Genomic DNA, 25,369 nt, shown 5'->3' with positions numbered 1-25,369 from the left:
ACGGTCTGACACGGGCGTAACCGCACACAAGGGCTCGGCGGCGGGCGCAATCGCTGCAAAGGCCAACTTCAGGCAAGCCACGAGGTGTTCGGACCCGCCTGACTATCTTCTCACGAAGATGTCGCCCAAGCCTGAATTGGTTCGTTTCGAATCCGCAGCGGCAGCGCCTGGGTGCGGCGGTCCAGTGGGGCGGTCCGAATGGATTCTATGTGAGGCCACACCGCGATTGGGTTCGGTCATTTGGATGCCTGGGCCAAAGACCCGTCAGGTTCCTCAGCCTCGGATCCGAGTGGCCCGGATATCAGGGTCAGGCGTAGAACCCGATTTTGGGACCAAAGTCCTACTCTGGAACGGTTCGACGCCCTCTGGGTTAGATTTGCGAGCGCCGACAAGGGTGCTCTTTAACTCGCTTTGAAGGAGAAAATCATGAGGATGCATTTCGGTGCCGCCGCTGCGGCTTTCTTGCTCATAGTCGGAATGGGTGCGGCCGCGGCGGAGGACGTGGTGATCCAGCCTGAACAGGACACGGTCATCCGGGAATATGTGAAAAAGCAACCGTTGGCTTCCGTCAAGCTTCCTGGCGTTGAACTTAATGTCGGCACAGCTTTACCTGATACCGTTGAGCTGCATGAGGTTCCCAACGTCAAATACCGGTACGTTGTCATCGACAACCGGACCGTCCTAGTCGATCCGGGCACGCGCAAGATCGTCAAGGTGTACGATTAACGTTAGACGTTGATTGGGCGGCGGAAGGGTGGCCGCAGGCTTCGTAGTCTTTGCGGCCATCCTCTGCCACTCAGGCCCCGCCCTGCCCTACTGGGAGCCGACGCGCACGGGCCTCATCCCCGCATGCAACAATGGCTCATTCGCTACGCTTTCCCGCCCCGTAACACGTCTTGATGTTATTCGACGTGGAGCAAACCGATGGTTTCCGCGCAGCCCGCGTATACGCGAAGGCGTATACAGGCAAATTATAGGGCTGCGTGAAGTCAACAGTATACGCATCCGCGTAACGCTGATGCGTCTATTGCTCGCAGCGAAAAGCAACTCGGCGCCATCTTGCGGCGCGCCCGCAGGCAGGCCAACCTCACGCAAAGGGGCTTGGCCGCTCTTTCCGCCCTTGACCTTGCACTCGTCGCCTCCGCAGCACCGACATTGCAGGCTTGAGGGGGGCCTCTGAGGCATCGGAGCAAACGCCGAGAGGCACGCTGAGTCCGTGATCTCTTCATTGTCGCGTCACTTTCCGGCGCAGGACGTTGAGTCGGCCAGTTCGGCGATAGAAAAGCGCGCGAAGCTTCAATCTGATCAATCTGAAGCGCGGTGGGTCAGACATCCAGGCTACCCGATCGAGAGGTCGTTGGGTGCGTACTGTGAAGCTGCGGCGACGGAATAAATCCAGAAGAGAACGCCAGGACCGAAACGCATCTCGGGACTGCTCGAACCGTGATCCGCGCAGGCGGGTCGTTTCAGGGCGATGGGTCGGGCAACGCCGTCAGACCCATGCCGACAAATCACAAAGTCGTACATCAATTGTTGATTGAAAGCCGACAGAAGGAGGGAGAGATTCGCCGCTTCGACCGGCGGGCTCAAACGGCCGGCGCGGCCAGGTTAGTCTCCTGTGTCAAGGCGCCACTTGCGACGACTGACTGCCTCGAAACTCACATCGCATGGTACTTGCGACGAGCATGCGTTTCGTCTGGCCAAGATTGTGGTGCACACGATGAGGCATCAACGCCCCCCCGAGCGCAAGTTCTATTGATTTGGGCGATCCTTTGCAATGACGTTGAAGAGTACGAGGCACGCCAGCAGGGACACGACACAGCCGAGCAGGTCGTTGCTCGTCAGACCGGCAAAATAGACCAATTCAAACGCAAATACGGACATCATAGCCACGTGGGATTCGGAGGTTTCAAATAGAACCGCTAAGCGGTGCTAATGTTCCGCCCGTGCGGTGGGGATCACAATTGCGGATCCGACCACTCCACGCTTGTTCGGGGGGGCAGGGTTATCCCTATCCAGGCCTTGTCCCCGATCGTCCGTCCCTACGGCGATACACATTTGATATTGAAACCAGCTGCGGGGGAGCCTTATAAAAGTCGATGTTTTCCCATTGCGTTCTAAGGAGCTTGCGATGGATAGCGTGACCGTAAGCCTCAATGACCAGGTCGGCCCCTGCGTTGAAGTAATCGAAGTCTGCGGAGAATGGTTCGTCCGCGTGGTTGACGGCGACGAGGAACTAACCCGATCATTCGAATTGGAGCCGTTCGCCTTGGCCTACGCAGAGGGCCAGCGAATACGTTTGGGGCTTGCTGATTTCGATCGGCTGTAGCGCTGAACGCCCACTATCGTGCCGGGAATGCGGCCGCTGTGACGTTCCACACGATCATAGCCTCCGTCACCAGATCGGCTGGCGCCCACCACAACGCCGGGCATCAGCACGATATGGCTAGAAGCTCGAGGGGGTCGGCTCAGCTACGCCAGTCACGTTCGCGTCATCTGGTGCGCGAACATCCTCATAATCGACTGTCGCAACGACGGCTCCGCTTGCATCCTTAGCCCGCACCGCCCAGCCGACAGGCGACTCACCACGCGAGAGCGCGTCCTGCCACAGGTCGGCCGCAGACCGTCGGCATTCGTCCAAGACCGCTTGCAGCGTGGGAAACGAGAGGCCTGCGAGTTCTCGCACTTGACCCTTGTCTTGATACTCGAGGGTATATGACGCGGCGCGGCCCGATTCCAGCTGACTTCGCACACTGGCGTGTGCGGCGCCGCTGTCTTTATCGAAGGCAGCGGCATGCAACAGCATCACCTTTGCCTTTGCAATCAATTGCACGTCATCGAGGGCGCTGTCATAGGCCAGGGAGACGGAAATCGCCTCACCGCCTTCGCCCACGAAGCGGACTGTCGGGAAAGGTCCGTTCTCAACGACCGTTTCAAGAATCTGCATGGGATACTCCACCGCTGCCGGTCTTTCGGGTCAGTCCTTGACATACGCCCCAGGCTGTCGCCCGCTCTTTGGCGCCTTGGCGTCCTTGGAATGCTCGGAAAGGGCGGGCCCGGCGCCGGAGACCTCTGGGTGGACGGGGACGGCGTTGCAGGCTGTGATGGAGACTTGGATTGAGGGGCCTGAAGGTTCTCTTGTCCGCAGTTGTCATGTCGTTTTTCTCCCATGTCAGGGATGAACTAGCCATCGACTTGGAGGTTCCCCGTCGTCGCGTTTCGAGGGCTTAGTTTGCGAGCGCGAACCGTCGGCAATGATCGAGATACGCAAGCTCATGCGTTGCGAGCAGGTCAACGACGCTTGTCCATAACCACGACGGTGTCTTAGTGTTCGCGCCAGTCGCGTGCGACAGTTCGCGGGTCCAACTGCGCCAATCCGCGACGTCCATCTGGCGTGCGTGTGCTTCGCCCACAATCGAACCGAGGTGGCGGGCAAGCGCCTGCGTCTGTCGACATGTCAGCCGGTCGATTTCGAGTTTCATATCGCGTGGCGATATAGCCCTGACAAAGACCTGCTTCCCCTCAATTTCACCGCACACCATGCGATCGCCAAGGTTTGGGGACATGGCGCGCGCGCCTGCCCGGACACGCTCAGCATGATTGCCCGGCATCTGTGCCCGCCGTGCCGAGGGAGCGGCCGCAGCAGTCGCTTCCTTGATGTCGAGCAGCGCCATGCGGCGATGCTTGCCCCGCATCAGGGCCGCAAAGCGCAGATGCCCGAGCGAACTGCATCCTTTGATCCAGTACGCCGCGTCCATGAATTCCCAGCCTTTCTTGCCGTGCTGTTCCGTCTCAGGTGTTAGGCCTGAGATATCCAGAACTTGGCAGAAGGTGCGCACCTGGCTGCGCTCGGGGTGATGCAAGGGCCAAAATCGGCGGTTGCGCGGCAACTGCTTCTGTTGTCCTTCAAATCGCTCAAGAGCGAGGTTGTGCCAGCGGCGATGCGCGGCGCATTTGAGCAGCTTTCGCAGGTCCTCGGATCCCCGCGCGCCTGACGAAGGCGCTGCCTTGATGTAGCCGGCGAGGAGGTTGTCGAGCATGTGCGCTGTTGTCACGCCCGGCAGGTCGGAACTGCGGATGGCCGAAGCCAGCGAGAGGCCCAGCCGCACGAGGTCATCTGCCGGGTTGCCGATGACGGTCTGGTCAAAATCCCGGATCTGGATCGCTACGCCGCCTTCCAGGTCCGAGAGCGCTCCCAGGTTGCCAAGATGGCAGTCGCCGCAGATCCAGGCAGCGGGGCCTTGCGGCAATGCTTCATCATGCTTGTTCAGCCAGTCATAAAACAGCCATGCGCTGCCGCGCACAAATGCATGCTGCGACTTTGCCATTTTGCGGAGGCGCAACCGCTCCAGATACCTTGGCCGATCCGAGAAGTTCATGGCTGCCTCTCCCGCCATCGGCGCAGCAGCGGCCAGACATGCCAAAGGCCGACCAGCACAATTATTGAGACGGCGGCGGCAAAGACGCCCGCTGCGGCTATCCCCGTAATCTTGCGCACCACGACGTACATCTCCACGGACAGTCCGACCGCCAGGAATACAGTTGCGGCGAGGACCAGCCTGCTCGCCACGATGTAGAACGCCGGCGCCGCCTCTCCGCCATAGACGATCCTGTGATAGGCCGCCGGCGTCATGAGCAGGACGGTCGACAACGCAACGCACGCCAGGGCAATCCCATGAGAAGCTTTGTCAAGCGGCGGCATGGCGGCGAAGCCTTGAGTGACCACAATTGCCAATTGAAAGCCCAGCATGGCTTGTGCCCCGGGCAGCACAATGCGGCTTTCGGTCATCGCATACTCGATTTTGGTCTCGGTCGACGTTTGATGCATGGCTGATGCTCCCTCCTGTCGCCCCGCTCTGAAAACCATCGGGCCGTACCAGAACGTCAACGCCAAAACGAGCCCCGCAGTCCCGGCACCGAAGGCGACAGAGACTCCACCGATAACCTCCCCGGCGATAGCAAGGTCCAGGGCCATCGCCAAAGCGAACGGCGCGAGTGTGGTTTCGGCGGCTCGGGTAATAAAACGATCAACGCGCGGTCCAGCCGCGCCGTGTTCGACAATGCGATGGTAGGCGCTCGGTGTAATTAAAAGCCCGACAACGAGGACCATCACGCCCAACGCGATGACGTAGATCACTTTGGCATGGGACGGCAGGTACGAGAATGCTGTCTGAAAGGGTCCCTGAAGCTGGAAGCCGAGCAAAATCTGCGCGCCCAGCATTAGCGTCCGCGATTCATCCAATGCCAGCTTGGTTCTCTTGTCGGGCGTCACCTCTTCTCAACCTCGGATGAGTTGTCCAATCATAACAACGGCCGCTGCAGCCATCACGACTGTTGCGACCCAACCCACCCCGCGCAGCCCCAGAGGAACGGTAGCCTTTCCCATAATGTCAGGCCTCGCGGTCATGGCCATCATCACGGCCATAACGGGGACGGCAACCACGCCGTTGACCACGGCGCTCCAGTACAGGGCTTTGATTGGGTTGATAGGCGTGAAATTGAGGCCAACCCCCACGACGGTAGCGGCAGCGATCGTGGCATAAAAGGCCTTGGCTTCGAGCGGCCTGCGGTCGAGACCAACCGGCCACTTTCGCGCCTCTCCCAAGGCGTAACCGGCCGAGCCCGCGAGCACGGGTATTGCCAGAAGCCCTGTGCCGATGACGCCGACGGCGAAGATTGCGAAGGCAAAGTTGCCGCCGACGGGTTTAAGGGCCTCCGCCGCCTGACTCGTGGACTGGATGTCCGTCACACCATGAGCATGTAAGGTCGCGCCGGCGGTAATCATGATGGCAAGCGCCACGATGTTCGAAAAGGCCATGCCGACATAGGTATCCAGGCGGATGCGTTCGACCGCGTTTTTCGTTTGCTCCGGGGCGTCCTTCAGTGGCTGGCGCTCTGGCTTGGCTTTCTCGTCTTCGACCTCCTGCGACGCCTGCCAGAAGAACAGGTATGGGCTGATGGTCGTGCCGAGTATCGCCACCACCGATGTCCAGAAATCGGCGTCTGCAGTGAATTTGGGAATTAGCATTCCCCGGGCGACATCGGCCCAAGGAACGGACACAACCAGGACAGTGGCGAAGTAGGCGAACAGGGACAGGGTAAGCCACTTCAAAATGGAGACGTACCGCGTATATTTCAGGAAGATTTGAAGGATCACCGAGATGGCACCGAAGGCCACCGCATAAGCCAGGGCCGGTCCTCCGACAATCAACTTCAGCGCGTCGCCCATGGCACCAAGATCGGCGCCGATGTTGATGGTGTTGGCTACGAGCAGAAGGAGGACTACCGACTGAAGCAGCCAGTTCGGATAGTATTTGCGCATGTTACCGGCGATGCCGCGTCCGGTCGTGCGCCCGATCCTGGCACTGATCTCCTGGACCACCGCCATAAGCGGGTAGCTGAACAGCATAGTCCAAGTCAGCCCAAAACCGAATTGGGCTCCCGCTTGAGAGTATGTTGCGATTCCACTCGGATCATCGTCGGACGCGCCGGTGACGAGCCCCGGCCCGAGCACTCCAAGGAGGCGTGGTTTCGACGGTCCGATGACCGGGCTGTTCTTGACCTTGTTCATGGGCTGTCGCCTTGCCTTTAACGTGCTACCTTGAGCAAAGGTCCGTAGGCGCAATAAAATCTCGCTGCATTAGCAAAAGTTGCAGATGTCGGTGCACTGTGCCCTTGGTGGGCCGGGAACAGTTACCCATCTGCACAGGTCGAACTGCAACTTCGGTCTCGAGTTGCCAGTCTACCGGCTGTGGGTAGCCAGACCCAAGAACACGCTCAAAAGCGCCGGCCGGAGCCTCGATGGATTGGCCCTTATCCATCGCCTTGCACCATCGGACGAATGACAATTCTAGCGGGCAGCGTGTGGCAATTCCTGTCAAGATTAATTCGAAGGGTTCGCCCTAGCTTTTCCGGCGCTCTCAAAGTCGCGTATCGTGGATTCGCTTAGGTTTGACTTCGCAGCCAAACGGGCCTGGGACCAGTCCAATAGTGCGCGAGCTGCCCGGCAATACGCCGGGGAAAACTCTTGCCGGCTGGCGTCCACAACTGGGTCGGTTTCTTTTGACCCCGTCCTGCACGATGAACATTCGATAGGGCCAAAAGGTTCCACGCCGCGATCGAGTGTCGCGTGCTCTCAGGTTCAACGTTCGACGGTCGTCCACGGTAGATCGCGTGCGCCTGTTCCATCATCCCGCTCGAATCACCGGCAACATCTCCCTGACGCCAGATTGTCCGCGGCGTCGCATCCCTCGCGCGGAAAGAATTGTAGCGGTCCGCAAAGCCTGCAGCCGCCGGGGTCACGTTCATTGTCGCCGGCCCTTTGCCGGCAGCGGCCGCCACAGGCCAGCCACTACCTGAAACTGGAGGCCGCCCGGCCGAGGCACCAATGGCGGACAAAGGATGGTCGAGGCGATCGCCGCAAAAGATACGCAGTCGACCGTTGAAGGGGGAAGATGCCGAGGTCAAACACATCGTCGAGATGCACGACATTTCGCCGGCCTAAGCGCGAGCACTGGTACGCCGGCACGGAAACGATTGGCGCAAGATTGAGGAAGGTGCGAAATCCTACAAAGACTAGCAATAATGGCTCCGCCGCTGTAAGGCAGTGCTTGAGCGCGCAGTCTTTCATTAGGTCGTCACGGAAAACAGTGACTTCGCACTGACCTCCCGCGCAATTGCTGGGTCTGGCAATACCGGAGGCAGCTCACTCGGCGCTCAATACCCTAAGGCGCGGTTTCAGCCACAGCGACACGGCCGGGTCGGATTGTTTGCGTTCAAACGAATTTTGCGACGCTATCTTCGTGTCCTTCCCTGGTGATCGTGGAGGACATAATGGGATCGCCCGACCATGCCGTCGAAATCATTCGCGAGAAAAAATGGACGGTCCGCGTAACGGCGTACGGCAACGCGCTGACATTAGCATTCGAGGCTGAAAGTTACGCCCGCTCCTACGCGGACGGCCAGGCGTTCCGGCTCGGCGTCGAGGTTGCGGAACGCAACGAGTGTGCCTGACCCTGACGATTACTTTTCGGAAGGGGGTATCTCTTCGTTGCTGACGAAGTCGCCGGCCGCAGCCAGGACCGCCACGAAGGCGGCGCTGTATCGCGCGAAGCCGAAGGCCTCGGCAGCTGCAATCTTTGCCCCGCGCTTGTGCTCGCTGACGAATTTAGCCGCGATCTCCTGAGCCTCGATGGCAGCCTCGCCGAACAGTGCGCGCTCTTTGGCCGTTGGCTGAAAGGCTTGACCAATGGCATAGCCAACCAACACTCCTGCCGCCGAGCCGGCGATCATCTTGGCTCGATCAAGGTTTGTAACGGCGCGACGCGGGCTAGCCTTATAACCTTTTAGCCCTGAAGGGGCATCTCCGCCGGTCGTCAATGTCGCCTGCGTTGCATCGACGCGCCCGTTAGGGGCATTGCCGTCAGCACTCCTTCGTCCTGCATCAAAAACAGCGACTGCTCCCACTGCCACGGCGGCCGCTATTCCGCCATTCTCCTTGACGGCATCCGAAATCCCCCCGACCACCGCGGCGACTTTCTGTCTGGCGTATTGGGAGGAAACGTCCGCCAAATGTCTGGGTTGCAGCCGGCGGCTCACCTCGCTCAGCGGGCCTAACAGAGCTTGCCGTTCGGCTCGGCTCTGCACCAGTATATCGCTGATTTCATTGCTGGGTTGAACCATAGCGTATTCCCTGCTTCAAGGCCGCGAGGTCGGTCCGAACCTGATTGACCGTCTCGACGGGCGTGATGGTCCAGCCGGTCAGCGCCCGCTTGGCAAGATAAAGGGACATCGAGCCTGCCCCTATCAAAAGGAGCGCGACAACCAGACAGGCGAGCATTGGGCCAATTCCTAAAAAGATCATTGCAAGGATGAGACACTGAACCAGAGCGAACCCCGCCAGCGCAAAAAACATGGCGGCGGCCATCCCACAGGCGCCCGAGGACGCGAGCGCCGTGGACTTGGCTCGCATTTCCGCCTCGAGCAGACGCAGATCGAGGCGCATCAACGAGCCGAATTGGCTTAGCGCTTGGCCGAGCACGCTCCCGAAGGGCCGGTGATCCATTCCATCATCCATGCGAATGATCCTTCTTAGGACCGATCGGAGTTTCGCATCATCCGCGTGAGGACAACGCCGGCGAGGATACCGACGCCGAAAAACGCGGCTGGCTGACGCTGCGCGAATTTCGTGACGGAATCGAGCAACTCGCCGACGTTGCGGTCCCTGATATCGGTTGAGATGCGCTCGACACCTTCGGCAGCACTGCGCACCATGCTTGCGACCTGGGGCGCCTGCTTTTCGATGCCGTCCGCCGCGTCCTTGACGGAGTGGGCGATATTCGCGATAGCATCGGCGCCGGCCGTCTTATTTGCCTCGACTGCCTCCTTGAAGGCGCCCGCGGCCTCAGCGGCAACAGACCCGGCATAATCCTTGGCTTCGCCCGAGACGGAGGCGGCGGCATTCTTCAGATGCGACGCGGTCTCCGCCGCACTTGTCTTGAGCTTTCCCAAAGCTTCTTTGCTCGTCGCGGCACGTTCCGCACCCTCGTTGCCCCGCCAGCCGTTCTCGTTGGTACCCGGTCCCGTAAAGTCGTCGGTAGTTGGCGTGTCCATGATGTTTCACTCCTGTTCCTGGGAATTGAACTTCGCTATCATCAAGCGGTTCCTGCCCCAGAGGAATAAAGGATCCGCCGCTGACCGGATCACCGCTACGGCTGGACGCGATCACCCGGCGGTCGTCCGCCTTCTTGTCCCTTCGGCGTGCGGTAGGCTTACATCGCAACGCTTCCGCGAACGCCAGCTGACGGCCCTCTCCAGCCGGATGAGCGCGGTCATCATCTGGAGATTGTTCTTTACCCGATGTCGCAGCTCCCGCAGCAAGGTATCCTTCTCGCGCACGCTTTCCTGAGGGCGCCTCTTCACCGTGGTGGACGTCAACGACTGCCGGTCCACCGACGCCGCGCTGCGGATCCCCACGAGATCAGTTTCATTGACAACGCACTCGGCCAGCGCCTTGTCCTTCTGCGCTGCGAGACTTCAAGACTTCAGGCCTTATAGCTTTTCGAACTCAGGGTTGTCATATACGACGCGCTCCGTCTCGATGAGGTCTGAAACGGCGATCGCAATAGGCACTGATCGAGAATGTCTTGAATTGTTTGCTCTCCAGCGCGGTGGCGAGTTCGGGCGTATCGAGCAGCTTCTCGATCGCCTCTGGCCTCCCTGGATCCGATGTCGTTTTACGCCTAAGGCATCAGTATCAGCGATGGGCTGATAGGCCAGCACCGAAGCAGGGCTCCACCTGCAGAGGTCAATAGGCCGGGACCAGCCTGGTGTCGCGTAGCGGCAAGGTCATTGCAAACCGAAGGCCGTCAGGATGATAGGTTAACTCAACCTCGGCCTGGCACTGCACCGCGACTACTTTCTCCAGCAGAGTCGTACCAAAACCGCGCCGCCTTGGTTGCTCGACCTTAGGCCCGCCCTTTTCAAGCCAATCCAGATTGAGCATTCGCTCGTCTTGCGAATTGCTCACCGACCACCGGACGTCGAGACGCCCGGTGGGGCGGGACAACGCGCCATATTTCGATGAGTTGGACGCGAGTTCATGAAAGGCCATCCCGATCGGGATCGCGATATCGGCGACCAGTGCAACGCTTGGCCCTTCGAGGGCTACACGGGACTTGTTGGTCGTATCGTAGTGGCGCAGTTCCGACTCCAGGAGCTTGTGCAACGAAGCCATCTGCCAATAGTCATCGGTCAGAATCGAATGCGTGTCGGCGAGAGAGACGATCCTGGCGGAGAAATCGCGCACGAAATCATCCACGCTGCCACTCGATCTGGCGGTTGCCCCCATCATCGCCCGGACATTTGCCAACGTGTTTTTGACGCGATGATGGAGCTCCCTGATCAGCAGTTTCTGCCGGTCCGCGACCTCTTGCTTCTGTTCAATATATGATTTGACCTCAAGCTGACGGGCGCGGGCACGCAGAGCCGAGCGCACCGAATTTGCCAGGCTCGACGCCAGGAAGGGCCTCTCGAGAACGATCAGATAGCGGTCCAGAAAGGCGAGGCGTTTGTCCATCTCCGTTCCCCGCATCGTCAGCAACACGATCGGAAAATCGGACCACGCCGGTTGATGATTGAGCCAGGATGCAAGCTGATTTCGATCAGAACTGATCAAGGCCTCTTCGGCAACCAAAAAGCACTGGGCCTGGTCCAAGAGCGGAACTGCCTCGTCCAGCGTCGCGCAGATTTGAGACTTGATACCGTGTCCCGTAAGGATTGCCGACGCGACCTTCGCGTCGCGGCCGACTGGTGCCAATACGAGCACACTGCTTTCCGAGGGCATTATGATGCCTTATCTTGCAACAGGTTGCCGCGCTTTCCCTCGTAGGTGGGCACGCCAGTCAGTATCCCCCGGAACTCCTCCAATGGTTCACCGACGGACAGGCCGGTTGCGCTTATCTTGAATTCGCGAATGGTGTCCTCATGCGGTCCGACGCGCTTCTTGACCACGGAAATAGCCCGTCTCAGACGGCCGCCGCTTTCAAAAAAGCGCAGGAGCATTATGGAATCGCAGAGATAGGTCATGTCGACGGGGGCGGACATTTGCCCGATCAGCCCATGATTGGCCAACAACAGGATCGTCACGACGCCCTTTTGATTAAGATATGTCAGGATCTCGTGCATCTGAAGCACAAGATGCTGCTCCTCCGACATAGCGTTGAGGTATCCGGTCAGGCTGTCGATAACGACGATCCTTGCATTCGAGCGGTCCACAGCAGACTGAATGCGCGAGGACAATTCACCCGGCGACAATTCCGCCGGATCGATCTGTTCCAGCAGCAAGCTTCCTTTTTCGGCGAATGGCCCCAGATCCATGCCGAGGCCCGATGCGCGCGCCAGGAATATCCGCTTGGTTTCATCGAACAACAGCACCAGCACATGTTCGCCGCGCTTGAGAGCGGCATGACAATAGCTGCACGCGATGGTCGACTTGCCGACACCTGAAGGGCCCATCAGGAGGGTGCTGGTGCCGCGGTCCAGCCCGCCACCCACGAGCGTGTCTATAGAACCGTTGCCGGTAGCAGGCGATCCATGCTCGGCCATCTCATGTTCGGAGGCAACCAAGCGCGGAAATACCATCACGCCGCCCGGTCGAATGACGAAATCGTGGAAGCCGCCGCGAATTTGTACGCCGCGCATTTTGATGATGCGCAGCCGCCGCCGCTCTCCGCCGTAAATCGGCGAAAGCTGTTCCATCCGGATAACGCCATGACTGATGGAGTGCAGGTTGAGATCGTCATGTTCAGCCGTGAGATCGTCAAGCAGAAGCACCGTCGCATTGTTGAGAAGGAAAAAGCTTTTCAAAGCAAGAACCTGCCGGCGATAGCGTAACGAGCCTTGCGACAAGAGGCGAATTTCCGACAGAGAATCGAACACCACGCGATCCGGCTTTATGCGCTCGATCTCGGCGAGCGCGGACTGCACGGTCTCACCGAGCTCAAGATCGGACGAATGAACCAGAGTCTGTAACTGCGATGGATCGAGGCTCAGTTCCGGTGGGACCAGCTCGAGGATTTCGATCCCGTCAAGAGAAAACCCATGCCGTTTTGCGACCGAGTGCAATTCGCGCTTGCTTTCGGATAGCGTTATGTAGAGGCACTTCTCGCCATCCGCCGCGCCTTTGATCAGAAACTGCAGACCAAGTGTCGTCTTTCCTGAACCAGGCCTGCCCTCTACAAGATGTGAACGGAATTTTGCGTAGCCGCCTCGCAGCACATAGTCGAGGCCTTGCACGCCGGATGATATTGGTGAAGCGTCGTCTTGATCCACGTTGTCCCCGCATGCCTGTCGTGCCCCCTTAACGGACAGCATTTTCAATGGTTCCCTCTTTAAAAAGAGGTGACGGTCATCCCCCGCGGGGCTGTCACGCAATGACGCTTGAGCGGCCGGCCGCCCAGCTGCTGCGCAGTGACGAACACCTAACCGGCAATCTTCCATTCCTTTTTCATCGGCCAGTCAGTGCCACCATGAGCGTTTCTTTTCTCGCGTCTCTGCTCCCTCGGGTGGAAGCGATGGTCTACTATCGGATCGTCGACAAGGTCCATGAAGCTGGTTCGGCCAGCTTGCCAATTCCAGAGAGGCGTCGAGAGGCGCCAGTTTCCTCGATAATGTGTTCCGCTGAACAACCACCGTGACAACGACGTGGCTTGGCTTCAACGGCTAGCGCCGAGCGATCAGTTGCCGAAGATCGTGGTCATCGGGAACCAAACTGACCAGAACGTCGACGCAGCGCATCTTCATGCGCGCCATCTGACTGGTTATATCTGGGCGCCAGCCGCCCTGAGCCTCGGAGTGGGCAGGCTGATTTGCCGGGGTTTGTCACGCTTGTCGGACCGATGCCGTCGACGCGCATCCCAGGGGGTGCACCCATGCGTCGAGGCCTGCATTTCAGTGACACCGATCTTCGCACCCGCTGCGGCATTGACCCGCTTCGCTTGGCGCTGTTTCCGGCTTTGGGCGCGTTCATTCAATTTATGGCTTTCTGCAAGCCCTTAGCCAGGCAAAAACCAGCGCGCTGAGTACAGTTTCGTCATCGGCCTTGGATTGCGCTTGGAGTTCCAACAGCGGCATCATTGGCGCCATGAACATCGCATATACCTATGCATTCTCCAGCGCCCTGTATCGGCGAGATCGGTAATCAATGAAGGGTCGCTCAACTTGCAGTGCATTCAAACCGTTCGTGGCAACGCGATTCATCAATAGCCGCCTATCACAGGCAGAATCTCTCCGGTGATGTAGCTGGAGCATTGCGGTGACGCCAGGAAGACATAGGCAGGAGCAATCTCCTCCGGTTGCGCGGGTCGTTTCATCGGCGTTTTTGCGCCGAACTTTGAAACATCGCCCGCTTGCTTTTCAGATGGATTGAGCGGTGTCCAGACCGGGCCCGGCGCGACGGCGTTCACGCGGATTCCCTTGTCGATCAGATTGCCTGATAGCGCCCGTGTGAAAGCGTGAATCCCGCCCTTGGTCATCGAGTAATCCACCAACTCCTTTGATCCGTCGATCCCGGTTATCGATCCGGTGTTGACGATCGCGGAGCCCGGCTTCATGTACGCCACCGCTTCCTGTGCCATATGGAAATAGCCGTACAGGTTTGTCTTCAGCGTGGTGTCGAAATGCTCCTCGCTCAGGTCGGCGAAGTCGCTTGAATGCACCTGGAACGCTGCGTTGTTGACGAGCACATCCAAGCTTCCCAATTGCTTGACCGTGCTGGCTACTGCTTTGCGGCAAAAGGAGCGGTCGGCGACATCACCGCGGAGCGCGATGCATCTACGCCCCTCGCCTTCCACCGCCCGCTTCGTCACTTGCGCGTCGCCATCCTCGGAAAGATAGACGATTGCGACATCGGCGCCTTCGCGAGCGTAAAGGACGGCAACGGCACGCCCGATGCCGGAATCCCCGCCAGTTACCAGCGCGACCCTGCCTTCTAGTTTGCCCGAGCCACGCCAGAATGGCGCGTCGTATAGCGGGGCCGGCTTGATTTCTGCCTCATGGCCAGGTTTTGGATGGTGCTGCTTGGGAAAAGGCGGTGCCGGGTACTTTCGCGCGCCGGCCTGCATAGCGCCAACTGGTTTCGTTTTTGGCTTGGCCTGATCGTCCGCGTCGACTTTGCGTTGTATGCGGTTTTGCTTTCGCGTCGTTTTGGACGTGTCGGTCTTGGTTAAAATCGGCATTGTTGTCTCCTCAGTTTCAGGACACAACGTGCGTTCAAGGAAAAAGTTGAACAGCGATGTCGATAACGGTTCCGCTTGAATGCGACGCCTCTGCCATGACGCGTCGCCGTGCAACCAAAACCGGCTTGCACCGTTTTGTCGGGTTCGACATTTCGGGGGATATCTTGGAACCATCCAGCAAGGACAGGGCGAGCGCCGCGTTTGGCAGCGCCGGCGAAATGGCTGCGCGTATCGGCTCGTTTGGCTGGAGCGCCACATCTATCGGACCGGTGTCGTCGTGGCCGACGGCGCTCAAGACACTCATTGATCTTATTCTCGGCTCCGCACAGCCTATGTTCGTCGTGTGGGGTGAGGATCGCATCTGGCTCTACAACGATGCCTTCATTCCTATCCTTGGCCGCAAGCACCCGTTCGCTCTCGGCTTGCCCAGCCAACAGGTCTGGGCAGAGGCATGGGAGACGATAGGACCGATGTTTGATCTCGTTTACCAGGGCCAGTCAGTCCATATGGACGACATTGAGATCCGGATCGACAAGCACGGCGCGCCGGAAGAGACCCATTTCGCCTTCTCCTACAACCCGGTCACGCAGCCGGAGACTGGGACGACCGGCGGCCTGTTTGGGGTCTGCACGGAAACCACCGATCGATTCCTGGCCGAAAAGCGCGAACGGCTCGCTGCTGAACGTCAAATCCATCTGTTCGAACAGGCACCAGGCTTCATCATTATCATGCGCGGTCGCGACCATGTCGTTGAATTCGTGAATGACGCCCATCGCCAGGTTTTCAACAGCGGCGATTGGGTCTCCAGGCCCATCCGGGATGCCGTTCCCAGCCTGGAGGGACAAGGTTTTTTTGAGCGGCTGGACGACGTCTTCAAAAGCGGCACGACTTTTGAGGCGCAGAGCGTTCCTGTGCGATTTCGCCGCTCGGCGCATAGTCCGGAGGAAACGCGTTATCTGACGTTTATCTACGCCCCGCTCTATGATGGCGGGAACATAATTACAGGAATATTCTGCGAAGGGTTTGACGTCACCGAAACATTTCGCGCGCGGAAGAGGAGCGCTGCCCTCGCCGAACTTGGCGACGTTGTGCGCCTGGTCGAAGACCCCGACGAACTGGCCTATGCGGCGGCCGAAATCATTGGCAGGGAGCTGGATGTAAGCCGGGCCGGATATGGCACGATCGATCTGGCGAATGAGACCATCTCCATCGAACGCGACTGGAATGCCCCCGGCATCAGTAGCCTGGCCGGGGTGCTGCATTTTCGCGATTACGGCACGTATATCGATGATCTCAAGCGCGGCATCACTGTTGTCATTGAAGATGCGGACAAAGACCCACGGACGAGCCAGAACCCAGAAGCATTGAAAGCCATCAGCGCTCAATCCCTGATCAACATGCCCGTCACCGAAAAGGGGGGGGTTGTGGCCCTACTCTACCTTAATCATAACAGGCCCCGATCCTGGTCTGAGGAAGAGATCGAGTTCGTTCGCGAGATGGCAGAGCGAACTCGCACCGCAGTCGAAAGGCGGCGCGCGCAAGCAGAGTTGAGGCAGAATGAAGGGCGCTTGCGCTTCCTCGACCGACTTGGGAAGGAAACGTCGAACAGTGCGGACGCGGACGCGGTGCTTGAGATCACGACCAGGATGCTTGGCGAGCATCTCGGCGTCGCAATCTGTGCCTATGCTGATATGGAGCCTGACCAGGACCACTTTACGATTCGGGGAGACTGGCACCGACAAGGCTCTTCGACCATCGTCGGCTATTACAGCCTCCGGGATTTTGGCCAGCTCGCCGTCCACAGGCTTCATCAGGGCCTGCCGTTGATCATCAACGACAATCGCGCCGAGTTGCCGCCCGAAGAGGCCGCGACATTTCAGACCATCGGCATCGCTGCAACCATCTGCATGCCCCTGGTCAAGGAGGGGCGCCTGAGCGCGCTGATGGCAATCCACGACAGCGTTCCGCGGGTCTGGACGCAAAACGAGCTTGCACTTCTCACCGAGGTAACCGAGCGGTCGTGGGCGCATATAGAACGGGTCAGGTCGGATCAGGGCGCTACCGAGACTGCTGAACGGCTGAGCCTGGCCACCCAGGCGGCTGCAATCGGAATCTGGGACTACGACCCGGTCACCAACCGTTTGCGGTGGGACGCGCAATGCCGTGCATTGTTTGGCATTACGTCGACCGATGAGGTCTCGTATGAGGGCTCCTTCATCGCCGGCCTTCACCCAGACGACCGCGTCCGGGCGGATGAGGCAGTGCGACGGGCAATCGCTCCAGACAGTCTGGAGGGATTTAGCATCGAGTACCGAACCATTGGCCTGGAGGACGGTATCGAGCGTTGGGTGGCGGCCAGCGGGCATGCCATTTTCGAAGCCAGCAAGGCCGTTCGATTTATCGGCACGGTCATCGACATTTCGGATCGAAAAAAAGCCGAGCGACATCTCAAGATCATGAACGATACCGGAGCGGCGGTGGCTGCCGAACTCGATCTCGACAAGATCGTGCAAATCACCACCGATGCCGGCGTCGAACTTTCCGGAGCGCAGTTTGGCGCTTTCTTCTACAACGTGCTCGACGATCAGGGCGGCAGCTACATGCTCTACGCCCTGTCGGGGGCTCCACGCTCGGCCTTCCAAAATTATCCCATGCCACGCGCGACCGCGGTGTTCGAACCGACCTTCCTTGGGACAGGCGTCGTTCGATCGGACGATATTCTCAAGGATCCACGATACGGCAAGAATGCGCCGCGCAAGGGCATGCCTGAAGGCCATCTGCCGGTTCGCTCCTATCTGGCGGTGCCGGTCGTGTCGAACTCCGGCGAAGGGTGGTTTGTTCTTTGGCCACGCAGACACCGGCAAGTTTCGCCCTGAGCACGAGAGCGCCCTTCTAGGCATCGCCGGCCATGCAGCAACGGCGATCGACAATGCCCGCCTGTTCCAGTCAAGGGAGCGCGAGTTGGCTGAAAGGCGGCGTGCGGAGGCGGCACTGCAGACACTCAACTCCACGCTTGAACAGCGCGTCATCGACGAAGTGGCGGAACGTTCGAAGGCAGAGGAACAGCTGCGGCAGGTTCAAAAGATGGAGGCCGTCGGCCAGTTGACGGGGGGCATTGCGCACGACTTCAACAACATGCTTGCGGTCATCATCGGTGGGCTCAATTTGCTTCAGCGCAAACTGTCCAAGGGTGAGACAGATGTCGGCCGATTTGTCGAAGGCGCCATGGATGGCGCTCACCGCGCCGCCGCCCTTACCCAGCGGCTCCTGGCCTTCTCGCGACAGCAACCGCTCAAGCCGGAGGCGATCAATGCGAACCGCCTGGTCGGCGGGATGACGGATCTATTGATGCGGACGCTCGGCGAGACGATCAAGGTGGAGACGGCTTTCGGTGCCGGTCTATGGCAGGTCAAGGCCGACCCCAGCCAGTTGGAAAGCGCCTTGCTCAACCTGTCGGTCAACGCACGTGACGCAATGCCCAACGGCGGCAAGCTGACCATCGAGACGTCGAACGCCTATGTCGATGAACGATACGCTCGTGAGTCGGCCATTGCGGCCGGACAATTCGTGCTGATTGCCGTAACCGATACCGGCTCTGGCATGACCTCGGATGTTCTGGCCAAGGCTTTCGATCCCTTCTACACGACCAAGAGTGTCGGCAAGGGCACGGGGCTCGGGCTTAGCCAGGTTTACGGTTTTGTGCGGCAGTCTGGCGGAAACGTAAAGATATACTCTGAGCCGGGTTTGGGTACGACGGTCAAGATCTATCCGCCACGGCACTATGGCGGCACTGATCAACGTTCTCCCGAGCTCGGGTCAAAGCCGATCGAAGGTGGCCTTCCAAGCGAAATCGTCATGGTGGTCGAGGACGAGGATCGCGTGCGCGCAGTGTCAGCCGAAGCCCTTCGCGAGCTCGGTTATACCGTCGTCGAAGCCAGGGGGCCGAACGAAGCGATCAAGATGATCGCAGCTGGACAGCAATTGTCCCTGCTCTTAACCGACGTCGTCATGCCGGAGATGTCAGGCCGACAGTTGGTTGATATCCTGCGCAAGGACAACCCGGAACTCAAGGTTCTCTACACCACGGGCTACACGCGGAATGCCATCGTCCACAACGGTATCCTCGATCCGGGAACGCAGCTTCTCCCGAAGCCTTTCAGCCTCGAAGATCTAGCCGAGAAGGTGAGGACGATTCTCGACGGTCGTTGAAAGGTCAACAGCGAGGCCTCCCTGCCTGCGCGACTGGTCCTATTCTGCGAGGAGCTTATCCAGGACAGGATCGACGCGACCGCCACGCCGGAGGGCGAGGGTTATGCCTTGAATTGGGTACTTGCTCGGATGGTTGCTGCCCCTCTGATTGATGAGTCTTGTCTTCCACCTCATTGACCGGGCGCGTCAGCCCACCGCCATGCTTGGGCTTCTCGTTTCCCGCCGCGTCTTGAGAGAACGCATCCGAAGGGTCCGCGCCGGTCTTTGCCGGATATTTTGTTGCCCCGGTTTCGCGATGGTTCTTGTTGTCGCGCATGTCTTGATACTCCGTGATTAAAGAAACGGCCCACGCCACCTAAAGTAGGTCGTTGGCCCGAGCGAAGCTGCCCGACAAAGCGTGCTGATGTCCGGCAAACATGTCGGTCTGACCTAAACGCCAGTATGTTCATGCCCCAAAACCGGCATCGAATGAGGAACCGCCGGGAGATGCTCCGACCTGGAGTCTTGACGTGCGAGAGAGAACCTGCCTCGTCCCTCAGCTCGGTCAGCCTCAAGGCGATCACATTCCACCATGGTGCGGCATTAACGATATTGCCGGCCTATCTCCTCAGGCCCAAAAAGCTCAGCACTGCAAGGACAACGACGACTAGCCCTACGATGTAGATGATGCTGTGCATCGGTCGGCCTCCGAACTAATAGGCAGGCCACGCTGTTTGCCTGCCGATCTGGTCATTGCGTCGAAATCAACATTTCCGACTGACTAATGTTCCATAGCAGGCCGTATTTTTACGACGTCGTCCTTGGGGCGGCTTTAGCGGGTTTTGCATGGTCCTTGCGTTGGTGCGCGCCGAGGAAACGGCCCGATAAATGACTGAGATCTTTTTGGTGGCAACAGGACATCCCGTTTGCCTCCGAAATTGCGTCTACCAATGGATCTCGATGATACGCCCTTCGCCATCGCCCGACACGCAGTCCCCTCGATGCCCCTGCGGGTCCTTCCCCACCGTTGTCAGGAAATCGTTCTTCTAAAGGCCGCAATCGTCTCTCAGTGGCCAAGCTTATTCCCAGCCAATCCTGCGCGATCGAAGTCACGCTCTTGATCGGCCGGTGCGCTGTCGAGAGAGTCAAGGTGACGAATCCTGGATGCTCATGCTCGTACATCGCCCAATCCAGAACACCCACCAAGCCTTCCTTAATCGCCAGGAACCAAAGCGATCACACGATGTTAAGCAGGCGAAGGGCCATCTTAAATCGTTGAGGATCTTAAATGAAAACCGCCATTCTTAGTGCTTTGGCACTGTGCCTGCTCGTACCATCCGTGGCCTCGGCTGACGCGATCGTAATTCAGACCCATCGACATCACCGACACCATCATTGGAACAATGATCGTGTGGTCATCTATCGCGAAGGCCATCGCCTCCATCACCGCCGTCATGGCGATATCGCTTTCTTCGATCACGGTCGCAGGCACCATCGCTCCGACGCGGTCGTAATCCGCAGCCCGATGGATCGATCGCATCATCGTCATCGCCACGTTGTTATCCAGCAGGACGAGAATGGCGGATACTGACGGCACCTATGCCCGGCCCTCGATTGGAGAGCTGGGCATAAATGTATTACGACGTAGCGGTAGGACTTCCGCTAGAAGCTTCGTCGCTGTCATCGAGCACGCCAGGGAGGGGCATCTTATCGCAGGCGCTGTTATTCAGATCATGTAGCCGCTCGAACCTGGAATGCGAATGGAAAAGATCAAAAGAATGATGGCTTTCGGGTTTGTAGTCGTAGGCTTCGGCGCTACCGCGATCAATTTCGACATTACGCCTGCCTTTTCGGCCGCGCTTTTAGATGCAGCGACGATTGCCAATCATTTCTCGGCGATAAAGTCCATGTCCGGGGATTTCGTTCAGTCCGGCCCAAGGGCGGAAAAGACCGGAGGTAGGTTCTTTCTCCAACGCCCGGGCAAGCTGCGGTTCAACTATGCAGGTAAATCCGGGATCAGCTTGATTGCAGACGGAAAATCTGTCGTAATCTACAACAAAAAGCTCAAGACGTCGCACCTCTATTCTCTCTCGAAGACGCCGCTCAAGCTCCTACTGGACGACAAGGTCGAATTCTCTGGCAGTCGCCTGAAAGGTGTCAAAGACGATGGCGCCCAGTTCAAGATTAAGCTGGCCGACAAGTCGGTCTTCGGAAACTCGAACATCACGATGGTCTTCGACAGGAAATCGCTTGATTTGCGCGGATGGGTCCTAACCGACGAAAGAGGCCAAAGCACGACGGTCACTATCTCCAATGTGAAGGAGGGCGTTCGTGCTCCTCCGGGCACCTTCACCATCGATTATGCGGCAAACCGTGAATTCAACACCACTGCGAAATGACGGCCGACTGCCGGCAAGCTGGCCGAGAGGCTGTTGAAGTGATTTGACAAACTGGCAAGAGACGGGCGCGTCCGCAGCAAGCGGAACCCCCCGAAGCAAGGAGGCCGCCTTTTACGGAGGCATAGAACTGTTCATGCTCACAGCGCCCCGACGCGCGTGGATACCGGGTTCGTCCACATGCATTTCATCAACAATGCTAAGGGCGGCGTGGGCCTACCACGATAGCGGTTATCGTCGCACTCACACACGCCATGGCGACTACCGCCAAAACCCCGCCTGACGTACCCTTTTTATCGCCGAGAGTCATTTGGGCCCTGGGGATAGGGTTCGCCGTCTCTCCTGCCAACGGCCCGGGAACCAGCCTGGCCAGATCGGATCTGCTTCCATGTCGGATCGAAAAGGCGCGCGTGAATTCTGCCCCGAGCAGGAAGATTTCCGACGAATAGTAGACCCACAGCAGGATTACGAGCAGTCCTCCTGCAGCCCCGTATGATGATGCAACGGCGCTCGTGCCAAGGTACCAGCCGATTAGTGATTTTCCGATCGTGAACAGAGCAGAAGTCACCAGGGCGCCAAGCGCAACATCGCGCCATTTCAAGGCCCGGTCGGGCAATACTTTATAGATCGCCGCAAACATCGCAGAAATTAGAACAAAGGAAAAAATGGTATTGATGACACTTAAAACGATTGTGCCGAGCGGCAATCGAGCGCTGATGAACTCGCCGAGCGTCGAGATCGCTGCACTCGCCACGAGAGATACGAGCAGCATGAAACCGAGTGCAGCCACAAGGCCCAGACTTGCGGCGCGCGCGCGAACGAGCCGCGAGATCGAACTGCCGTGCGGCTCAACCTTCCATATCTTGTTAAGCGACTGCTGCATTTCGCCAAAGACACCGGAAGCAGTTATGAACAATGTAACTGTGCCCAGCATCGCCGCCACGGTTCCCGACGATTTCGCAGACGCCCCTTTGAGGACGTCTTCAAGGATTGCTGCGCTTTCCGCTCCCATAAGACCCGAGATCTGGGCCGATAGAGCCAATTGCGCAGCGTCGTGACCGAAAGCCACACCAGCGATCGCGACGACGATCAACAGGACCGGTGCAAGCGAAGTCGTGGCGTAGAAGGCCATCGCCGCGCCATGACTAAGGGCATCGTCGTCGACAAAACCAACAACGCTTTCGCGCACAATGTTCCAGACGTTCTTCAAAGAGAGGGGCATGTTGGTCCCTAAAACCGAAAGAGCTCCATGTTTGCTAAAGCAATGCGTCGACGCATTGGATGTTCCGCTTGGCTTGGGTTAGATCCGAAGAAGTGTGCCGAAAGGCGGCGGCACAGCGCTCGAGGCCCGCACTCCGGAGGTCCGCCGAGATACTCATGTGGGCTCGTCACAAATCGTCGTTAGCCAGATCTAAATTAGCCCGACGTGGATCCAAAGCGGGAACCGCGCATTTATTACCCGGCTCACTTTTGGGCCGCTGGAGGACGACTTATGAAAAGGACAATGCTCGTATTAAGCCTTTTGATTGCGCTTGCTGCATGTTCCCGCACGGAACAGGGTGCTGCCGTAGGCGGATTGGGTGGGGCTGCAATCGGCGCCGCCGTGGCTGGCAACCCAGTCCAAGGCGCGGTCGTCGGCGGAGCTGTGGGTGCCATCGCCGGAGCGGTGATCGGGCACGCCAGCGAGGCCGGCCAGTGCCGCTACAGGGATCGCCAGGGGCGCGTCTATGTTGCGCGGTGTCCCGAGGGATATTGAGTGCGCCGGGCCTGCGCGACCCTGCGATGGGACGTGCGGCCCGCTGCCCCGCGGTCCCGGTTCTTTCACCGATCAGATAGGACGAGGCGCAATGGCATGCAGCCTTGAGCTTACGGCCTCGCTGATTGAAGGCCAGGCGTCTCGGTGCCTTCTCGGAGATTGCTACCAGTGCAACTCGAGATTCACAGCGTCGAAGCCTTGACCCGTTCGGGAAGCAGCGCGATGGTTCCTGGACGCTGCAGTGAAGTGGCTATGACGGTTGGCCTATCCTGCCTTTGTTATTTTCGAGGCCGCCTGTGCGATCGCCCGAAAGATCCCCTCGATGAGATCCTTCTCTCGGAACGGCTTGCTTAACAATGGGACGTCCGACGGGCGATCCGAAATCGTATCCGCTTCGGCATAGCCCGTCACTATCACGGCGGGCCAGTCGCCGCGAAGGTTACGCGCAAATCGAATGACGTCGATCCCGGTGATTAGCGGCATGGCAAAGTCAGTGACGATTACATCAAAATCGTGCGGTGCCCGTTCAATGGCAGCCAGCGCCTCGGCGCCGCCGGACGCGCAGGTCACCGGAAAACCGCGCTGCCGAAGCGACTCGGCAGTCAGTTGCCGCAACACGCTGCTGTCGTCGATCAGAAGGACAGACGGGGTTTTGCCACTGTAAGTTACGGTTTCCTCGTTGCTCGCCGCGTTATCGTTGAATGAATTATCAAAGGAGCGTGGCAGCCACAGTTCCATTGCCGTTCCGCGTCCAGGGGCGCTGTCGATGCGAAGAGAACCACCGGACTGCTTCATGAAGCCATAAACCGTGCTGAGTCCGAGCCCAGTTCCTTTTCCAACCGGCTTTGTGGTGAAGAATGGTTCTATGACCTTCTCCAGAATGTCGGGAGGTATCCCCGAACCCGTGTCCTTGACCGTTACGACCACATATTCGCCGGCCGCCAAATCTTGCGACGTCGCGTTGAGGGAACGATTTTTTGCATGCACAACGATCGTTCCACCAGATGGCATGGCATCGCGTGCGTTGAAAACAAGGTTCATCAGCGCAAGTTCAAGCTGCCCGGCATCGACATGTACCGGCCATACCGTGTCGTCGATCTGCCAATCGAAGCGAATCAAGCCCCCTAAAACTGGCGCTACCAACCCGTTCATGGTGTCGCCAAACCCTGCAAGACGCACCGCTTGCGGTTTCAGCGTCTGGCGTCGCGAAAAGGCGAGCATTCGAGTGACGAGATCGGCCCCTTGTTTGGCCGAGCGTCGCATCAGCTCAAGAACCTGCCGGGACTGGTCATCCAAGCTTGCACCGCGTTCGAGCAGTCCCAGCCCACTCAAGATTGCGGCGAGCAGATTGTTGAAATCATGAGCCAAACCCCCGGTCAGTTTGCCAATGGCGTCAAGTCGCTGCGACTGAAGCAGCTGGTCCTCGAGAGCCCGCCGCTCGGTGACGTCAAGCAGCGTTCCCAAGATTTCCGGTTCGCGGCCATCAGAGCCACTCGACATCACACCTTGGTCGAGAAAGATCCGATACTCGCCATTGGCGCACAGCCAGCGGAATTCACAGGTGTAGGAGCCGGTCGTCTTTGCCGCCAGCAGCGCTTGCTCCAACCTGGCGAGATCGTCCGGATGGACCCTGCTGAGGCCAAAGGGCGGATCCGAGGTCAATGTCTTGGCCGAAAAACCGGTCAGGCGTTCCACTCCATCGGTGACAAAGCGCGCTGCAAAGGGCGGCTCGGCTGCCCTCGCATGGAAACAAACCGGCAGCGAACTCAAAATGGCGTCCTGCCGTTCCTCTACGTTGCGCAGGGTCTGCTCCGCCTCAAGCTTTTCCTTCTGCGCCTGGAGTGCCTGTGCCAGCAGTCTCTTCTCGGTCACTGCCTTTCGCTTGATTTCCGCCGTCTTTTCGTGGAGGTCAACGAATACGGCGACTTTCGAACGCAGCATGATCGGATCGAACGGCTTGAACACATAGTCGACCGCGCCGACATCATAGCCGCGCAGCATGTGGGCCTGTTCCTTGTTGATGGCGGTAAGAAAGATGATGGGAGTGCGCTTGGATTGCTCGCGCTGGCGTATAAGCGCAGCCGTCTCATAGCCGTCTATTCCCGGCATGAGGACATCCAGGAGGATGATGGCGAAGTCCTCCTTCAGCAGGAAGCGCAAGGCCTCTTCGCCCGATTGCGCGCAGATGACATCGCCCGTCGAAGCAAGGACTTCGCTGATCGCCAGAAGATTGCGTTCATCGTCGTCAACGGCAAGGATCCGCGCCCTTGCCGGTCTCTCGGCCAATTGCGTGG

The 25,369-nt window shown here is 58.8% G+C and carries 20 protein-coding genes and 1 pseudogene; 6 read left to right on the top strand and 15 right to left on the bottom strand.

Annotated elements, in window-relative coordinates:
* Window positions 1–426: 426 nt before the first annotated feature.
* Both JG746_RS36345 and JG746_RS36340 read left to right on the top strand, forming a co-directional pair.
* The gene (locus JG746_RS36345; RefSeq protein WP_199200823.1) at window positions 427–726 is read left to right on the top strand and encodes a DUF1236 domain-containing protein; all 300 of its coding nucleotides are present in this window, start codon (window positions 427–429) and stop codon (window positions 724–726) included.
* 1,405 nt (window positions 727–2,131) lie between these two features.
* Complete coding sequence (locus JG746_RS36340; RefSeq protein ID WP_199200821.1) at window positions 2,132–2,329, top strand: hypothetical protein; 198 nt, start codon at window positions 2,132–2,134, stop codon at window positions 2,327–2,329.
* A 117-nt stretch (window positions 2,330–2,446) separates the two neighbouring features.
* Here JG746_RS36340 and JG746_RS36335 read toward each other — a convergent pair whose 3' ends face one another.
* The 5 genes from JG746_RS36335 to JG746_RS36315 form a co-directional block, all read right to left on the bottom strand.
* Window positions 2,447–2,947, bottom strand: a complete 501-nt coding sequence (locus tag JG746_RS36335; RefSeq protein ID WP_199200820.1) for a DUF6894 family protein — start codon at window positions 2,945–2,947, stop codon at window positions 2,447–2,449.
* Between the two features lie 280 nt (window positions 2,948–3,227).
* A complete protein-coding gene (locus tag JG746_RS36330) occupies window positions 3,228–4,379 on the bottom strand; it encodes a DUF2252 family protein (protein WP_199200819.1) in 1,152 nt (383 codons plus the stop codon).
* Entirely contained in the window at window positions 4,376–5,272 is an 897-nt protein-coding gene (locus JG746_RS36325; RefSeq protein ID WP_199200818.1) for a DUF6328 family protein, read from the bottom strand. The genes JG746_RS36330 and JG746_RS36325 overlap by 4 nt, the downstream gene beginning before the upstream one ends.
* 6 nt (window positions 5,273–5,278) lie before the next feature.
* Complete coding sequence (locus JG746_RS36320; protein WP_199200817.1) at window positions 5,279–6,571, bottom strand: Nramp family divalent metal transporter; 1,293 nt, start codon at window positions 6,569–6,571, stop codon at window positions 5,279–5,281.
* Between the two features lie 312 nt (window positions 6,572–6,883).
* Complete coding sequence (locus JG746_RS36315; protein WP_199200836.1) at window positions 6,884–7,045, bottom strand: helix-turn-helix domain-containing protein; 162 nt, start codon at window positions 7,043–7,045, stop codon at window positions 6,884–6,886.
* A gap of 788 nt (window positions 7,046–7,833) precedes the next feature.
* Between JG746_RS36315 and JG746_RS36310 the strand changes: the two genes are divergently transcribed.
* Entirely contained in the window at window positions 7,834–8,013 is a 180-nt protein-coding gene (locus JG746_RS36310; RefSeq protein ID WP_199200816.1) for a hypothetical protein, read from the top strand.
* Between the two features lie 9 nt (window positions 8,014–8,022).
* Here the strand turns inward: JG746_RS36310 and JG746_RS36305 are convergent, their stop codons facing one another.
* The 7 genes from JG746_RS36305 to JG746_RS36275 form a co-directional block, all read right to left on the bottom strand.
* Entirely contained in the window at window positions 8,023–8,682 is a 660-nt protein-coding gene (locus JG746_RS36305) for a hypothetical protein (protein WP_199200815.1), read from the bottom strand.
* Window positions 8,663–9,076, bottom strand: a complete 414-nt coding sequence (locus tag JG746_RS36300; RefSeq protein WP_199200814.1) for a phage holin family protein — start codon at window positions 9,074–9,076, stop codon at window positions 8,663–8,665. Before JG746_RS36300 ends, JG746_RS36305 begins: the two co-directional genes overlap by 20 nt.
* A gap of 14 nt (window positions 9,077–9,090) precedes the next feature.
* Entirely contained in the window at window positions 9,091–9,612 is a 522-nt protein-coding gene (locus JG746_RS36295) for a hypothetical protein (protein WP_199200813.1), read from the bottom strand.
* A 111-nt stretch (window positions 9,613–9,723) separates the two neighbouring features.
* The gene (locus tag JG746_RS37545; RefSeq protein WP_244731100.1) at window positions 9,724–9,897 is read right to left on the bottom strand and encodes a histidine kinase dimerization/phosphoacceptor domain -containing protein; all 174 of its coding nucleotides are present in this window, start codon (window positions 9,895–9,897) and stop codon (window positions 9,724–9,726) included.
* Window positions 9,898–10,306: 409 nt separating this feature from the next.
* Complete coding sequence (locus tag JG746_RS36285) at window positions 10,307–11,347, bottom strand: sensor histidine kinase (protein ID WP_199200835.1); 1,041 nt, start codon at window positions 11,345–11,347, stop codon at window positions 10,307–10,309.
* Window positions 11,344–12,873, bottom strand: coding sequence for an ATPase domain-containing protein (locus JG746_RS36280; protein WP_244731099.1), 1,530 nt, complete (start codon window positions 12,871–12,873; stop codon window positions 11,344–11,346). Before JG746_RS36280 ends, JG746_RS36285 begins: the two co-directional genes overlap by 4 nt.
* An 884-nt stretch (window positions 12,874–13,757) precedes the next feature.
* Window positions 13,758–14,735, bottom strand: coding sequence for an SDR family oxidoreductase (locus JG746_RS36275; protein WP_199200812.1), 978 nt, complete (start codon window positions 14,733–14,735; stop codon window positions 13,758–13,760).
* A gap of 56 nt (window positions 14,736–14,791) precedes the next feature.
* Between JG746_RS36275 and JG746_RS36270 the strand changes: the two are divergent.
* Window positions 14,792–18,944: pseudogene (locus JG746_RS36270) on the top strand (GAF domain-containing protein).
* Window positions 18,945–20,190: 1,246 nt separating this feature from the next.
* Here JG746_RS36270 and JG746_RS37800 read toward each other — a convergent pair.
* The gene (locus JG746_RS37800; protein ID WP_342216579.1) at window positions 20,191–20,472 is read right to left on the bottom strand and encodes a hypothetical protein; all 282 of its coding nucleotides are present in this window, start codon (window positions 20,470–20,472) and stop codon (window positions 20,191–20,193) included.
* A gap of 211 nt (window positions 20,473–20,683) precedes the next feature.
* Between JG746_RS37800 and JG746_RS36260 the strand changes: the two genes are divergently transcribed.
* Window positions 20,684–21,322: a LolA family protein gene (locus JG746_RS36260; protein WP_199200809.1), complete on the top strand. Its 639-nt coding sequence runs from the start codon at window positions 20,684–20,686 to the stop codon at window positions 21,320–21,322.
* A gap of 196 nt (window positions 21,323–21,518) precedes the next feature.
* On the opposite strand, the gene JG746_RS36255 is transcribed toward JG746_RS36260, so the two are convergent.
* Window positions 21,519–22,541 carry a YihY/virulence factor BrkB family protein gene (locus JG746_RS36255; protein WP_199200808.1) on the bottom strand — a complete coding sequence of 341 codons (1,023 nt, stop codon included), beginning with the start codon at window positions 22,539–22,541 and terminating at the stop codon, window positions 21,519–21,521.
* A gap of 270 nt (window positions 22,542–22,811) precedes the next feature.
* Between JG746_RS36255 and JG746_RS36250 the strand changes: the two genes are divergently transcribed.
* The gene (locus JG746_RS36250; protein WP_199200807.1) at window positions 22,812–23,075 is read left to right on the top strand and encodes a YMGG-like glycine zipper-containing protein; all 264 of its coding nucleotides are present in this window, start codon (window positions 22,812–22,814) and stop codon (window positions 23,073–23,075) included.
* Window positions 23,076–23,339: 264 nt separating this feature from the next.
* On the opposite strand, the gene JG746_RS36245 is transcribed toward JG746_RS36250, so the two are convergent.
* Window positions 23,340–25,361 carry a response regulator gene (locus JG746_RS36245; protein WP_244731096.1) on the bottom strand — a complete coding sequence of 674 codons (2,022 nt, stop codon included), beginning with the start codon at window positions 25,359–25,361 and terminating at the stop codon, window positions 23,340–23,342.
* Window positions 25,362–25,369: the final 8 nt, after the last annotated feature.

The sequence above is a fragment of the Mesorhizobium sp. 113-3-3 genome (assembly GCF_016756495.1).
GTDB lineage: Bacteria > Pseudomonadota > Alphaproteobacteria > Rhizobiales > Rhizobiaceae > Mesorhizobium.
Note: the sequence above shows the minus strand (reverse complement) of the source record. Positions and strands in the feature narration are given on the sequence as shown.

Coding starts and splice junctions, on each gene's coding strand:
- JG746_RS36345 (WP_199200823.1), top strand. CDS start 427: ATGAGGATGCATTTCGGTGCCGCCGCTGCGGCTTTCTTGCTCATAGTC.
- JG746_RS36340 (WP_199200821.1), top strand. CDS start 2,132: ATGGATAGCGTGACCGTAAGCCTCAATGACCAGGTCGGCCCCTGCGTT.
- JG746_RS36335 (WP_199200820.1), bottom strand. CDS start 2,947: ATGCAGATTCTTGAAACGGTCGTTGAGAACGGACCTTTCCCGACAGTC.
- JG746_RS36330 (WP_199200819.1), bottom strand. CDS start 4,379: ATGAACTTCTCGGATCGGCCAAGGTATCTGGAGCGGTTGCGCCTCCGC.
- JG746_RS36320 (WP_199200817.1), bottom strand. CDS start 6,571: ATGAACAAGGTCAAGAACAGCCCGGTCATCGGACCGTCGAAACCACGC.
- JG746_RS36310 (WP_199200816.1), top strand. CDS start 7,834: ATGGGATCGCCCGACCATGCCGTCGAAATCATTCGCGAGAAAAAATGG.
- JG746_RS36305 (WP_199200815.1), bottom strand. CDS start 8,682: ATGGTTCAACCCAGCAATGAAATCAGCGATATACTGGTGCAGAGCCGA.
- JG746_RS36300 (WP_199200814.1), bottom strand. CDS start 9,076: ATGGATGATGGAATGGATCACCGGCCCTTCGGGAGCGTGCTCGGCCAA.
- JG746_RS36295 (WP_199200813.1), bottom strand. CDS start 9,612: ATGGACACGCCAACTACCGACGACTTTACGGGACCGGGTACCAACGAG.
- JG746_RS36280 (WP_244731099.1), bottom strand. CDS start 12,873: ATGCTGTCCGTTAAGGGGGCACGACAGGCATGCGGGGACAACGTGGAT.
- JG746_RS36275 (WP_199200812.1), bottom strand. CDS start 14,735: ATGCCGATTTTAACCAAGACCGACACGTCCAAAACGACGCGAAAGCAA.
- JG746_RS37800 (WP_342216579.1), bottom strand. CDS start 20,472: ATGACGATGATGCGATCGATCCATCGGGCTGCGGATTACGACCGCGTC.
- JG746_RS36260 (WP_199200809.1), top strand. CDS start 20,684: ATGGAAAAGATCAAAAGAATGATGGCTTTCGGGTTTGTAGTCGTAGGC.
- JG746_RS36255 (WP_199200808.1), bottom strand. CDS start 22,541: ATGCCCCTCTCTTTGAAGAACGTCTGGAACATTGTGCGCGAAAGCGTT.
- JG746_RS36250 (WP_199200807.1), top strand. CDS start 22,812: ATGAAAAGGACAATGCTCGTATTAAGCCTTTTGATTGCGCTTGCTGCA.